The 12,805-nt window shown below is 41.1% G+C and carries 14 protein-coding genes and 1 riboswitch; of the genes, 3 read left to right on the top strand and 11 right to left on the bottom strand.

What is annotated here, in order from left to right; genetic code table 11:
* Positions 1-182: 182 nt before the first annotated feature.
* The 5 genes from D1B31_RS09840 to D1B31_RS09820 all read right to left on the bottom strand — a co-directional run bounded on the left by D1B31_RS09840 (position 183) and on the right by D1B31_RS09820 (position 4,197).
* Entirely contained in the window at positions 183-761 is a 579-nt protein-coding gene (locus D1B31_RS09840) for a genetic competence negative regulator (protein ID WP_118920598.1), read from the bottom strand.
* 65 nt (positions 762-826) lie between these two features.
* A complete protein-coding gene (locus D1B31_RS09835) occupies positions 827-1,735 on the bottom strand; it encodes a MerR family transcriptional regulator (protein ID WP_158587514.1) in 909 nt (302 codons plus the stop codon).
* Complete coding sequence (locus D1B31_RS09830) at positions 1,732-2,544, bottom strand: metallophosphoesterase (protein WP_118920596.1); 813 nt, start codon at positions 2,542-2,544, stop codon at positions 1,732-1,734. Before D1B31_RS09830 ends, D1B31_RS09835 begins: the two co-directional genes overlap by 4 nt.
* Positions 2,545-2,976: 432 nt before the next feature.
* Positions 2,977-3,612, bottom strand: coding sequence for a CBS domain-containing protein (locus tag D1B31_RS09825; RefSeq protein WP_118920595.1), 636 nt, complete (start codon positions 3,610-3,612; stop codon positions 2,977-2,979).
* Positions 3,613-3,738: 126 nt separating this feature from the next.
* Complete coding sequence (locus D1B31_RS09820; RefSeq protein WP_118920594.1) at positions 3,739-4,197, bottom strand: YpbF family protein; 459 nt, start codon at positions 4,195-4,197, stop codon at positions 3,739-3,741.
* A gap of 312 nt (positions 4,198-4,509) precedes the next feature.
* Here D1B31_RS09820 and D1B31_RS25120 point away from each other — a divergent pair, with 312 nt between their 5' ends.
* Both D1B31_RS25120 and D1B31_RS09815 read left to right on the top strand, forming a co-directional pair.
* Complete coding sequence (locus D1B31_RS25120) at positions 4,510-4,950, top strand: hypothetical protein (RefSeq protein ID WP_338036466.1); 441 nt, start codon at positions 4,510-4,512, stop codon at positions 4,948-4,950.
* 94 nt (positions 4,951-5,044) lie between these two features.
* Complete coding sequence (locus tag D1B31_RS09815) at positions 5,045-6,175, top strand: IS200/IS605 family accessory protein TnpB-related protein (RefSeq protein ID WP_338036465.1); 1,131 nt, start codon at positions 5,045-5,047, stop codon at positions 6,173-6,175.
* Positions 6,176-6,505: 330 nt separating this feature from the next.
* Here the strand turns inward: D1B31_RS09815 and D1B31_RS09810 are convergent, their stop codons facing one another.
* Genes D1B31_RS09810 through D1B31_RS09795 form a run of 4 tightly spaced genes read right to left on the bottom strand, consistent with a single transcriptional unit; the run spans position 6,506 to position 10,292 of the window.
* On the bottom strand, positions 6,506-7,225 hold the full coding sequence (locus D1B31_RS09810) for a LysM peptidoglycan-binding domain-containing protein (protein WP_118920593.1): 720 nt from the start codon (positions 7,223-7,225) through the stop codon (positions 6,506-6,508).
* A complete protein-coding gene (locus D1B31_RS09805; RefSeq protein WP_118920592.1) occupies positions 7,215-7,811 on the bottom strand; it encodes a CPBP family intramembrane glutamic endopeptidase in 597 nt (198 codons plus the stop codon). The genes D1B31_RS09810 and D1B31_RS09805 overlap by 11 nt, the downstream gene beginning before the upstream one ends.
* The gene (locus D1B31_RS09800) at positions 7,801-9,300 is read right to left on the bottom strand and encodes a RecQ family ATP-dependent DNA helicase (protein WP_240035230.1); all 1,500 of its coding nucleotides are present in this window, start codon (positions 9,298-9,300) and stop codon (positions 7,801-7,803) included. Before D1B31_RS09800 ends, D1B31_RS09805 begins: the two co-directional genes overlap by 11 nt.
* Complete coding sequence (locus D1B31_RS09795; RefSeq protein WP_158587513.1) at positions 9,294-10,292, bottom strand: YpbB family protein; 999 nt, start codon at positions 10,290-10,292, stop codon at positions 9,294-9,296. Before D1B31_RS09795 ends, D1B31_RS09800 begins: the two co-directional genes overlap by 7 nt.
* 309 nt (positions 10,293-10,601) lie before the next feature.
* Between D1B31_RS09795 and D1B31_RS09790 the strand changes: the two genes are divergently transcribed.
* The gene (locus D1B31_RS09790; RefSeq protein ID WP_118920589.1) at positions 10,602-10,850 is read left to right on the top strand and encodes a ferredoxin; all 249 of its coding nucleotides are present in this window, start codon (positions 10,602-10,604) and stop codon (positions 10,848-10,850) included.
* A 139-nt stretch (positions 10,851-10,989) separates the two neighbouring features.
* Here the strand turns inward: D1B31_RS09790 and D1B31_RS09785 are convergent, their stop codons facing one another.
* Together D1B31_RS09785 and D1B31_RS09780 are read right to left on the bottom strand one after the other, a co-directional pair.
* Positions 10,990-11,565 (bottom strand): ECF transporter S component, encoded by a 576-nt coding sequence (locus D1B31_RS09785; RefSeq protein ID WP_118920692.1) that lies wholly within the window; start codon positions 11,563-11,565, stop codon positions 10,990-10,992.
* A 158-nt stretch (positions 11,566-11,723) separates the two neighbouring features.
* Positions 11,724-11,856, bottom strand: a riboswitch (FMN riboswitch).
* Positions 11,857-11,970: 114 nt separating this feature from the next.
* A complete protein-coding gene (locus tag D1B31_RS09780; RefSeq protein ID WP_118920588.1) occupies positions 11,971-12,747 on the bottom strand; it encodes a peptidoglycan DD-metalloendopeptidase family protein in 777 nt (258 codons plus the stop codon).
* Positions 12,748-12,805 lie beyond the last annotated feature (58 nt).

Raw genomic sequence — 12,805 nt, 5'->3', positions numbered from 1 at the left:
CACTGCTCTAAAGTCCTTGGCTTTCATGACATAGTATACACTTTTGGATAATTAATGCAAGGATAAAAAATGGCAATTCTGTCTATTTTGGCGGTATTTTTGTAAGCGTTCTCAGTCCCCTTCTTTATGTCTCGAGAAGAAAAAAACAAAAAAAGCGGACCCATTTTTCCCAGGGTTGCCGCTTAGTTAAAATGCTGAAGAATTATTTCAACCGCTTTGTTTTGAATGATCAGGTTTCCGTATTCTTCAAGCATATATGGACTAAGTATGGAAGCATGCCCGTATTCTGCCATGATTGCCGCATTTCTCTCGGACTTTTCGTTATGTGCATCAAATACCATATAATATAAGCCATTCATAAAATAAAGGCTCCCCCCACCAGTGGAGATTTGTGAAAGCCGTTTTGCCAGCTGAATGACATTTTCAATCGTCTCAAACTGAAATAAGAGCTTATCATAACCTTCAACCGTTACCTGCATTTCAATAAAACCATCGTAAAGGTGATCCTCTTCATCTGAAACAGCATTGACTGTAATGATTAAAACCATTCCTTGGGCCTGGAGCGAAAATACTTCAACGGCTACGGAACCTTGAATCTCAACTTCAAGTTCCTCACTTGCTTCCTGAAGCATATCTTGAAAAAGCTGCCGCCATTTGAGCGAGTCCTTCATGATGTCTTCCTTCGACAATCCCCTTTCAAATAGATCATCAGAGGTAATAAAAATTTTGATTTTATTTGCTGTTAAACGTTCCAGACGCATGCTCCCGCCCCCTGCCAAGACTTTACTCTTGGTTACAGTTTATGACGGGGCACGGGGTTGGTGAATCATTCGTTCAAAGCGTTTTTATTCACAAGCCACCTCTCCCATTCTTCAGGAGAAGCGCCAATTAGCTTGTCTTTCACCTTTTCACTTTGGCTCATATTTGACAGGAGAAAACCCGAACCGGCCAGTCCAATCTTTAACCAAGGAAACGACTTGCCGAATTGAGCTGCGCTGGAAAGGAAAGTGTCAATATTTTCGCCAGGAGACATCGAAAGGAAAAGATAGTGCGGCTTAAATTTTTTGATCGCAAAGCTTAAATCCTTTTCGTCAACCGAGCAGCCTAGAAAAATTGCTTGAAAGCCTTTCAGTTTCAAGTAACATAAAAGACACAGAAGCTCCAGTTCATTGCTTTGACCTGGTACACAAATAGCCAATGCTTTAGGCTGCCTTTTATTGTTGCCGGTACAAAAAAGGGGACTGTCAATTCTTGTACGAAGTAGAGCCAATCCAAAATAATAGCTTGATTCAGCTATTTGTCCTGTTTCTCTTAAGGCATCCAATTCTTTTATGACAGGAAGAATTAAATCCGCTAATACGGTCTCTATCGTGAATAATTTGAAACAATTGTCCAAAACGAAATGGCTACTTTCTTCATCAAAATGATGAAAGGCTTCAATCAAGTTCTGAATATATTGGTCAATTTGTGTTTGTGAGGTTTTCATTGCTCGGGGACGATTATCTCGTTCTTCCAGCATGACGGCTGCCTGGCTAATTGTGAATCCTTGTTCAAGCTTTTCGAGTACTTTATTCAATTGTGAAATTTGATCTTCGGAATAAAGCCGGTGTCCCGATTCATTCCGATCTGGTGACACTATTTTATAACGATTTTCCCAGGCTCTTAATGTTCCTGGTTTGATTCCCAATATTGCGGATGCTGCTTTAATATTGTATTTTCCTTTCCCGTGTTTCACAAAGATTCTTGACCTCCAATTCGTTTAATCGAATTCTTTTCTTGATTCCGTATAGACAGAAGATGGCTTTCAGCCCGAGCACCGAGCCTAAACGGGATTCCGGTCGTCCCATAACCGTTGCTAGTCAGAAGGATGGTGCCACCCCTTTCTTCAATTCCGCCTTTTTTATATGGGCCAAAACCGAAAATCCTAATCTGCCCGCCATGGGTATGGCCGCTCAATACGAGGGAGATGTTGTCTTCAGGGGTGATTTTTTCAATGATTTTTGGGTTGTGGCTTGCCAGGATCGTAAACCATCCCCGCTCTGCATCACTCAATGCAAAGTCCAGGCGGTCTTTTTCTAATCCTACGTCATCTACTCCCAATAAAGTCAGCTTATCTCCCGTTTTGGATTCGAATAAAGCTGCAGTATTATCAAGAATTTTGACTTTCAAATCAAGCAATAGCGCATCTAATTCCCTATAGTCCCCTTCGTAATCATTGTTGCCCCACACAAAATAAACCGGGCCAATTGTATTAAGCATTTCAACGTTTTCCTTAACTCTTTTTATGGGAACACCTTTCTCTTTTAAATCCCCGCCTATAATAACGATATCCGCTTTTCCTTTTGCCTTGGAAATAAATTGTTCCGAAAGCTTCCTCTTGTGAATGTCCGAAATAAAAAATATTTTTAATGTTCCAAAAGATTTCGGGAAATTTGAAAACCGCAATTCCTGTTCAAGTATGTTTTCTTCAAACGCCAGAAAACCCATATAAATGAGGAGCGCTAATCCTGCAAAAACTATAGCAGTTAAAATAAACGTCTGCATCCTAATTGCCCCTCTCACACTAAAAGTATATGGAAAGAATACCATAAATCAGGCTGAATCCGAAGTAAAGAAGAGCGTGTATGGGGGAGAACGCATAAAGTGCCGTAAATACTAAAGCAAGACAAGACCCCGTTACCATAAAAGCATGCCGGGTGGAATATTCCCCTTCGCTTTTTCGCCAATTTATGATTCTCCTGATAAGACGAGCATTGATCGCGATTCCTGTGAAACCTGCAATAGTGGATGCAAGATATTTAACAGGATGTAAGATGAGCTCTTATAATATAGCATCAATCGTGAAAGCACCCTCAAGGGCAGCCCATTCAATGAATAAATAACCACATATATACGAAAGAACCAAACCCCACATGGAATAAATCATAAAAAAACCCCATACACAAATGTATGAGGGATGCCGGACAAATTTACCTTTTAAAAGTCTTCATGTATATTCAGAATCCGAAAACCGTGTTCCTCCAGCTTTTTAATAAACCGATCAATATTGTCTTTCTTCTCAACCTTCATGACAATTCTTCTCACCAGTTTGTCTGTTTCATCAAACGTAACAAGTGAAATAATATGTTCATGGAATTGATGGGCAATCTCGGCCAGGCGGGCAATTCTTCCTTCCGTTTCCACGGACGTGAAAGCGATTCTAACACCGGGGCGATTCATACCAAATGCGCTTTCGAATTGTTTAAGAACTTCGTACCTAGTAACAGCCCCAAGAAATCTCCGCTCTTGGTCCACAACCGCCAACAAGGGGAACTTCCTTAGGGTCATCAATGTGTTCTCTAACATCTCACTGCCTTCAAGAAAAACATCCCTATGCGTCGCGATATCCGCAACAGACGTTTCTTTCAGAAACTCTTCTTTCGGCTTTCCAGACAGGAAAAACTCTTCATAAATTCCAGCGCGGGTAATAATTCCATCATAATTTTCACCATCAAGAATAGGCAAGCCATCAATTTGATGCTCTTCCAGGCATTCCAGTGCTTTCTTTACATTTTCACTACTCTGGACAGTATGGGTATCGTGTTTAGGAATCATAATGCTTTTAACAAACATTTCATCACCTCTTTTTAAAGTCCTTTATCTAATATTCAACAATCGTAAGGCAAATCCTTTTTTAAAAAAGAATCTTATCATCTCCGCTAACAGAAACAGCCCTTAGGATTAACCCCCGGGCTGATGTTATTTTTTCTCATGATATAGATTAATATCATATTCTCTTTTCATCATCTCGAAAACTAGATGCCTTGATTTCCACTCATCTTCTTTTTTCCAGAGATCTTTACTTCTGTCAACAATTTCGCACCTTAATTCGTGATATTCCTTTTCCTTTTTATCCCTTTGTTCCTTGAAGATGATCATCATCCCATAAAGTGAAAATGTCGTAATAAGTAAATAAAAATTCGTCCCTTTTTGAACAAAAGCTGAAAACATCGAATAAAAAGAATAAGAATAATTCAGGACTACCGTATAGTAGGTATATGCGAGAAATACGCCGGCCACCATAAGTGCCGCTGCAATCGATACATGATGCTTCAATTTTGCCTTTTCGAACTTTTTCTTTCGCTTGACTACGTTATCGAGCATTTGTTTCGTTGCGTAGTCTGTTCGCTCATCAAGCTTTCTAATGGGTTCTTCCATACTCTCCCCCCAATCACCTCGATTGGCCGGCATAGGACAATCTATTATCGGCCTTCTAGTTACACTATATGGACATGTCCAGCTGATTATGAAGGAGAACGGAAGGCATTTTGCAGTATTTATCATTACAGCCGAGAAGACCCCCTCCTCAAGGAGCTGGAAGGGCTTAGCCCAGGGAATAGGTGGGGGATGATTCGGCTTCGCTTTTCAAAAGGTGTTTTGTAAAAAAATTACTCGTTTTGTTAGGTGTCACCCTTCTTCTCCTGCTATAATAATATCAACGAACAAATGTTCCTGAAGGGAGGAGAAAGGATGCAGAAAACCTTTTTTTCAAGACGAATCCGTAAAACCGAAATGGAACCGTCTTTCCTTGTTCAAATCGAACACAATATGCACCTTTTCAACCAGGCGAAACACTTCGTGTTTCAAACACTAGTCCGTGAGAAACGCTTAAAAAAGAAGTTGCATAAAAAAAGCATTCACCTCGTTGTAAAACAAAAATTTGGCCTGAATGATTATTATGCAAACAGTGCTGTCCGAGAAGCAAGAGCTCTTTTCTCCTCCCAGGAAGAATTACAAAAACTCTACATAAAGCAAGATGAAACGAAGATAACCAAATTAAAGAAGAAACTCCAGAACGAAAGAAGAATCCCGACTCAGTTCCTTTCCATTAAAGATAGTCTTATCAATGTAAACCTGCGGTTTCCCAAGAACCTCAAATACAAGCTTCATCCAAGTGGGGTCTCTAACTAAAAAGAAAGAAACCCTTATTTGGCTAAACTCGTATCTATTCGAACATCAGTATTTGGAAATCAGAATAAAACAATTGAAAGCAAAAATCGGGCGTTTGGAACATCGCCTTTTTCGTTTAGAACAAAAACGTTTCAATCGTGGCAAACATATCCCAAGCGTTGTGTTCGGTGGGAAAAAGCTATTTAAATCCCAATTCACGAAGAAAGATTCCTATTCTTCCCACGAAGAATGGAAATCCCTATATATACAAAAGCGGAACAAACGGATCCTGATCTCCGGCCGGAAAGATGCCGGCAGTGGGAATTTTGTATTTAGCTATAATCTCGAGAAGAAAGAACTGAGTATGCGTTCAACCAGAGGGAACATTGTCACGTTCCCAAATGTCGTATTCCCATACGGCCAGGAACGTGTTGATAAGGCCATCCTGAACCAAACTTCCTGCAAAAACAAAAAAGAGTTCGGCAAACCCATCTCCTGGTCCATTGAAGGCTATGGCGGTTATTTCATCATCAAGTGCTTGGTCGATGTAGAAAATAAGGAGTATATCAATTTTTCTACTTCGGATGGCGTCATTGGAGTGGATCTTAACGTAGACCACTTCGCTATTGCAAACGTGAAAAAGGATGGAAATTTACTAGGCACAGAAAAAGCTTCCTTTTCTTTAAAAGGTAAATCCAGCGGACAGTCTGTCAAAATTATTGAACAGGAAGCGATTGCCTTGGTGGATTATGCAGTACAGAACAACAAACCCATTGTCATCGAAGATATCGACACCAGCCTATCTAAAACTGGCGATGCATATGGCAACAAAAATGCCATTCGCTCAAAGAGTGTATTCGCCTATCGCAAAATGTCCAATGCGATTTTAAACCGTGCCGAAAAGATGGGGGTCGAAGTCATCATCGTCCATCCGGCTTTCACGTCCATTTCAGGGAAAATGAAGTATATGCGTAAATTGGGCATTTCCATCCACCAGTCGGCAGCCTTCACCATCGGCCGGCGTGGATTGGGATATAAAGAAAAAGCACCAAAGGTGCTTAAAGACTATGTTGGAAAGAAAGATGCACACCATTGGAAGAAATGGTCCACTTTAAACAAACGGATAAAAATAAGCACAAATGCGTTCTATGAGCTTTACAACGTGAACAAGCCTTTTAAGGGGATCAACACGAAGCTGCCCTCTCTCCGAGAGAACGAACGGAAATTGTTGTCCAAGTTAGCATAATGCATAATGGAACCTGTCGCACCGGTTCTTTACTCCCAACACCAGTGCAGATGTTGAGATTGTCCTGGGTAACAATCGCCGGTCTAGGGAATCGGGTGCATTGCGATAGGTTCCTCTTACCCATATGTCTGTCCGACGAACGGATGGTGTACCGATGTTTGTTTGAAAACCCCTATGGGTTGTAGGGCTTGCAAAGGTCGTAGAGTGGTAACATTCTGCATGTCCGGTAATCGTTCAGAACACTTAACCCGTTGAACGGTTAAGGTTTTAACCGCCGTAAGGTGGTTAGAATCCCCTTCCTCAACCAGCGTTAGCTGGTAGGTGGGTAGTTCAATGAATGGGAACCTTAAGCGTTTCGCCTACTTGAATTTCGTTGCCGTTAATTCCGTTTGCAGCACGTATTTTTTCGATCCCATCCTGGGACTTATAATAGGTCATTGCAATTCTGAACAATGTTTCACCCGGTTTAACAGTATGAAAAATGGTCTTTTCACCACTTTTATTCGACTGTTCATCAGAACTCCCTTGTCCGGCCTCGGCTTTGTTCGATGAGCTTGGTTTTACAGCAGGTTTTTCGGGCTGTTCTCCATCTTTCCCATCGGAACCTGATAAGGAATCCTTGGCTGGCGGTGCTGGAGTGACCTCTTCCATACCAGGCTTGTTTCTTTCCGGCTGTTCAGGCCCAACTCCCGGATTCTCTTCATCGATTGATCCTTGGTCATTTTCGCCATTCCCAGACGTTTTCACGCTTTGCTTCTCCCCATCATCCAAGCTTACCGTATCATACCCTCCAACTACATTTGTTGGCTTTGCTCTGTTTTCACTCATATAAGAGATAATGGAAAATACAGTAAGAGGCAGGAGGATAAAGAACAGAACAAGCAGCCGGATGACTGGATATTTTAGTTTCACAGCTGTTTTCTTTTTTTTATGGCGATGGGCTCTTTCCCTTGGAGGGAGCGCTGAGGATATTGGGTCCGGCGTCTTTACCTTTTCAATCCTCTGCCGATGTTTTTCGATTTGTTCACGATAGGATTCGTCATGATTCATTTCCCAAACCCCCTTTTCCATTTTTCACTTTCAATATCATCCCCAGGAAGCAATCTATAACAAAATGCATAGTAACTGTAACAGCAAGGTTCCCTGTCCAGTAATAAATGGCTCCGATAAAAAAGCTGAGCACCACAATATTCAAAAATAAAAACCAATTAAACAAATAACGGTAATGAATGACGGCAAAAATGATACTTGCGATAAACAAACCGGTTTTTTCCTGAATAATTCCCCTAAAAAGAATTTCTTCACTAACAGCAACAACCCCGGCTATAAAAACAATATGGGGAAGGCTTCTTCCGGAAAAAATTTTATCATTTAATCCACCATCATCAAAATAGGAAGGCGGAAGTATTTTCATTAATATAAGATCAAGGATAACGATAGCCAACCCCGCAGGAATCCCAATTGTAATAACGGCTTTGTCTCCCCAGTCAAACAACCCAAGAATCCTTGTTTTCCCGGGTAGGACCATACTCAATACTAATGAAATTGCAAGGAGAAACAATTGGGTTGCATACAAGTGGAAAAGCAGTTCCTTGTCTGTTAATTGCCCTATTAATTCCTTGTGTTTATTCTTCATGTAATTCACCTATCAGCAGTACCGTCAGCCTTTCTTTCCAATTCGTGTTTTCCTGCCTACGTGGCAACCCTGTCACACTTCCTTTATAGAAATGAAGATCGAGTCCGCAAAAATCACAGCAATGAGTCCCCAACTCAGGCAGTTCACTTTCATAAAAATATCTCAATAAATAATTCCGAAGGCATCCATCCGTGTTAATCCATTGTTTCATTCGTTTGATGTTTTCCATCTTCGCTGAGTTTCTCGCTATCACATAGCTTTTTGCCTTATCTGCGATCTCCTCATAAGTAGTAGCAGTTTCATCATTAAGATATGCCGCCAACCACCTCCATTGGGTTTCTGTTAGCCCGTTCGCTGTTGCGGCCTCCTCAAAGATGCGCTCATCCTCTTTTTCCATGCTATTCAATTGCATGTATGAAAAGAAATCATCCAACTGGCGAATGGAAGGTAACTCCCCTTCCGCTAAAAAGAACTGAAGCTGCTCGTCCCCTTCGGCATATAGCAATATGGCGACAGAAGGCTCCCCATCCCTTCCTGCCCTTCCCACTTCCTGAAGGTATGATTCAATTTGCATTGGCATATGGTAGTGGATAATATAACGGATATCCACTTTGTTTATCCCCATCCCGAAAGCGCTTGTGGCGCAAATAATATCAAGCTGGCCATTAATGAACTGCTCTTGGATAAGAATTCTCTGCTCCTGATCGAGGCCTCCATGATAGGCCATGGTACGCGTCAATCCGTTTTCCCTTAATAATTGTGCCAGTTGCTCAGCGGCCTTTTTACTTGAAAAGTAAATGATACCTGGTTGTTTTAAACTTTTTGCCAAGTCTATTGCTCTCTGTTTTTTTTCGTGTTCATGTTCCATCTTTTCAATATGGAATGCTATGTTCGGCCGGTTCACACTCGCCTCTATCCTAGTGGCATCCCTAACACACAATTTCTTTAAAATGTCATCTCTAACTTCAGGGGTTGCGGTAGCAGTCAGAGCTAGCGTAAGTGGGGAACCAATCCTTTCCCTGAACGTTCCTAGCTTTAAATAGTCAGGCCTGAAATCATATCCCCATTGGGAAATGCAGTGTGCTTCATCTATTACAAGCAACGAAAGCTTCAGATTCTTTAGCTTTTCTATTACGTTTCCAAAGCCGAGCATCTCGGGTGAGAGGAAAATAAACTTATAGCTTTGAAGATTAGCCAAGACACGTCTCTTCTCAATCGGGCTCAAGAAGGAATTCAGGGCCACCACTCTTTTTTCTCCTCTTTTCATCATCTGCTCAACCTGATCCTGCATTAACGACAACAGCGGTGAAATGATCAGCACAATTCCTTCCATCATATAACCGGCAAGCTCAAAGCAAATGGACTTTCCAGTACCCGTTGGAAGCATAGCAAGCGTATTGTGGCCATCCAATAATGATTGGATGGTTTCCCTTTGCCCAGTTCTGAAGGATGTATATCCATAGTATTTATATAACATTTGATCTAGCATGATTGGTCACCAAGCTTTGCAAGAACCAGGCGGATTTTGAAATAGGAGGTTTCTCCTGCCTGCTCTTTTAAAATCCGAAGCTGCTTTGTAGCGGTACGAGATGCCAAGTCAATAATTTTTTTCTGTTCTTCAATTGAAACAAAAGGGTCGATTGAAAAGTTTTTTATGTTCAAAGCAATTTCAACAATATGGTCCTCAACTGTATTGACCTTCAGATCTCTTACTGCTGCAATAGAAGCAACATTTAATCCTTCTTTTAAAAATTTAAAAGTTTGCTTTGCAGAATGAGTCAGCGAACGGCCCTCACCTGTCTCTTCGTCCAAAAGGCTTAATAGAGGGTATTTATCTCTTTGCTTTGAGGAAATTTTGCATAAGTAATGAAGAGTACCCATAAATTCAAGATGATAATGAAATACATCCATATCCAGTTCAATCGCAGCCTGATGTGGTGTCATACCTGCTGACCGGTATCCGGAAAGTCGCAGCACCAGCACTTCGGGGATTACATTTCTTTCCTCCTCCAATAGGCTTATTAGTTCATTAAGCAGCCTGCCGGGCAGATTTGCACGTTCTTGTTGGTCCATGTTGCGAATGAAAGATTTCAGCCACTTCTGGGTGTCACGGTTCTTTTGAATAGGTACATAACTCGAGTCTTCCCTGGAAAAATATGAACAAACTTGAACAAGCAAGGAAAGCCTCTCCCAAACTTTTTGTCCAGATTGATGATATTTTAAGCCATTTAAATGTAGTGGCAGAGGAGTGGATTCAAGTGCCAATCTGAGACAGCCTGTCCCTTTATCTGTAAGGAAGTACCGCTGGCCGAAATTTTCTTTTATAAGATTTTCATTCAGCAATTTGCCGATTGTGATTTCAAGCTGCCGTCTATCCAGTGTACTATACGTGTGAAACAGCTCTGTTAATGAAAAAAGATGGGCATCCTGGATGGTTTGAGCAGATTTTTTTCCTTTAAGCAAATGGAATATTGAGTACATCGTCCGCTCACCTTGTAATCGGGCAAGGCAGTATAAAGTGATTACCTCAAAATATTGTAACCGTGATTTCCTATCATTTTTTTGCATCTCATCACCAAGCCACTCTGTATTAGCTTTATTTTACCATGAAACTCTGTCGTATATTGGCTGATTTTCATGATTATTATCGAAACCTTATTGCAATGATAAGTATTATCAGTGCAATATCTATTGAAAAGTTTCCATTTCTTTTTTACAATAGAGTTGCAGTACACGTTTCCATTTTTTTAATCTGTAAAATATTGTTTAAACCAACGGGAGGGTTTTTTCATGGCAAAGTATACGATTGTAGACAAAGAAACTTGCATTGCCTGCGGAGCTTGTGGCGCTGCAGCACCGGACATTTACGATTATGACGATGAAGGCATTGCATACGTAACATTGGATGACAATGAAGGCATTGTTGAAATTCCAGATGTACTGATCGATGATATGATGGATGCGTTTGAGGGCTGTCCAACTGATTCCATCAAAGTAGCGGATGGACCGTTTGATGGAGACCCATTGAAGTTCGAATAATCGTCACAGGATGTACATAAAATCCCCGGCCTGTTGCCGGGGGTTTTTTAATGGAGATTGGATTGTTTTTTCAAAACAGGCTATAAGTATACTAAAACGAAAAGCAGCGGCCGAAGCCGCTGCATTGTTTGAATTTCATTTATAGGGAAGCATGCTGGCGATTAATCCAATACCTCATCCGAATGTACAGCGGGATGAATAATATGGAAACAATAAACCCTTTTAGAATATTAAACGGCAAGATTGCCGCAACAACCAGTTTGCGGGCTTCTGAATCCGCCATGGCTGGCGCGTTTAAAAACAGAGTATACGCTGGAAGGAATATATAATAGTTTAATACACTCATAATAACGCCCATAAAGATTGTGCCTGCAATGAGTGCTATAGACAATCCCTTTTTCGTTTTTATTCTGTTATAAACATAATACGTTGGCAGGATAAAAAGCACACCTGCAATGAAGTTGGCCATATGTCCAACCGGAACCCCAGTCTGGCTGCCAGTCATAAAATAGTCCAGCAGATTTTTAAAGAGTTCCACCAATATGCCAGCAAGCGGCCCAAAGGCCAATGCTGCAACTAATGCCGGGATGTCGCTAAAATCAATTAATAAAAAGTTTGGAAAAACCGGTAGTGGAAAATTCAGCAGCATAAGGATATACGAGATGCTGCTCAACATTCCAATGACCACCATAGCCTTCAAATTTAACTTCTTCATACTTTCCTCTCTCCTTTTGTGTCCATCACCAAAGAAGAAAGGTTCGGCATAAGCAGCCATAGCAAATAAAATCCCCCAAGCCCGGCAGCTTGAGGGAGAAATAACAAAGGCATGCTTAATAAACGTTCAATTCAACAAAACTTGAACGCCTGCAGAACCTCCATCTTCTCCCATCCAGACTATACTGTCGGCTTTGGAATCTCACCAAATCCTGCCAAACTACGGCTCGCGGGCTTAGAGTTTAAACTCATCACCGCCGGTCGGGAATTTCACCCAGCCCCGAAGATAGACAATATTTATCTTACTATTTCATTATACTGAAAAACAAACCATTTGAAAAGGAGTTTAGCTTATAACAATTGTGATGGTTTGGTGAAATCTTTTTATTCGTGTCATTTTTAATCTTCAATTCATTATTTTTATTTTGAGATGTGCTGTTTCCAACCCTTGCCCGCTAATGGAAAGTTCTTGGCCAGGATAGATTTTGCTCCCTTTTATAGAGTTCTTTTTTTGAATTTCGCCAATGCTGACATTATATTTTATGGATATTGCCCAGAGAGTATCTCCATCTTTCACAGTATGGATCAGGATGTCACCCGCTGCACCCGTCATTTTCACCCCTGTTCCCTCGTCTACTTCAGCTGCGACTCTATTTTTCAAACCATTAAATGCAATCGAATCGCCTGTCCCAATTGTGCCTAATAAGGAAGAGGGGTTAAATGCATTTTTCTTATCTGTTGTCCACTCCGCATTATGTAATTCAAAATGAAGGTGTACTCCTGTTGAGTACCCAGTGTTGCCCATTGTGCCGATTTGTTCACCTTTTGAAACGATCATTCCTTCATCAGCGAGCCTTTTATCAAGGTGGGCATAAACAGAAACATACCCATTTGGATGATTGATTAATATAACATTTCCATATGTAGAGGAATAATAAGATTTTTCTATTTTCCCTTCGTTGGCTGCCCTTACGACCGCGCCTTGATTCCCGGCAATATCTATCCCCTTGTGCCGGCCCCCTCTTGTGCCAAAGGTATCGGAAATGATACCCTCTGCCGGCCAGATCCACTCTGGTTCTGTATTTAATGCTTCAGCGTTTGCCTGCCTTCCTCCCAAAAACAACAACGTAATACAAACAGCCATTATCCCGACAATCAAAAACCTAACTAAATATTCCTTCACTTTTATCCTCCTCATTCACAAGCGTCCTCAATACAATATGCAAATCGGGTTTAAGGAA

It is taken from the genome of Neobacillus notoginsengisoli, from assembly GCF_003515685.1.
Lineage (GTDB): Bacteria > Bacillota > Bacilli > Bacillales > Cytobacillaceae > Bacillus_D > Bacillus_D notoginsengisoli.
The sequence above is the reverse complement of the archived record's forward strand: the minus strand, read 5'-3'. Positions and strand labels throughout refer to the sequence as shown.

Coding starts and splice junctions, on each gene's coding strand:
- D1B31_RS09830 (WP_118920596.1), bottom strand. CDS start 2,544: ATGCAGACGTTTATTTTAACTGCTATAGTTTTTGCAGGATTAGCGCTC.
- D1B31_RS09825 (WP_118920595.1), bottom strand. CDS start 3,612: ATGTTTGTTAAAAGCATTATGATTCCTAAACACGATACCCATACTGTC.
- D1B31_RS09820 (WP_118920594.1), bottom strand. CDS start 4,197: ATGGAAGAACCCATTAGAAAGCTTGATGAGCGAACAGACTACGCAACG.
- D1B31_RS09795 (WP_158587513.1), bottom strand. CDS start 10,292: ATGTACTCAATATTCCATTTGCTTAAAGGAAAAAAATCTGCTCAAACC.
- D1B31_RS09790 (WP_118920589.1), top strand. CDS start 10,602: ATGGCAAAGTATACGATTGTAGACAAAGAAACTTGCATTGCCTGCGGA.
- D1B31_RS09805 (WP_118920592.1), bottom strand. CDS start 7,811: ATGAAGAATAAACACAAGGAATTAATAGGGCAATTAACAGACAAGGAA.
- D1B31_RS09800 (WP_240035230.1), bottom strand. CDS start 9,300: ATGCTAGATCAAATGTTATATAAATACTATGGATATACATCCTTCAGA.
- D1B31_RS09785 (WP_118920692.1), bottom strand. CDS start 11,565: ATGAAGAAGTTAAATTTGAAGGCTATGGTGGTCATTGGAATGTTGAGC.
- D1B31_RS25120 (WP_338036466.1), top strand. CDS start 4,510: ATGCAGAAAACCTTTTTTTCAAGACGAATCCGTAAAACCGAAATGGAA.
- D1B31_RS09840 (WP_118920598.1), bottom strand. CDS start 761: ATGCGTCTGGAACGTTTAACAGCAAATAAAATCAAAATTTTTATTACC.
- D1B31_RS09810 (WP_118920593.1), bottom strand. CDS start 7,225: ATGAATCATGACGAATCCTATCGTGAACAAATCGAAAAACATCGGCAG.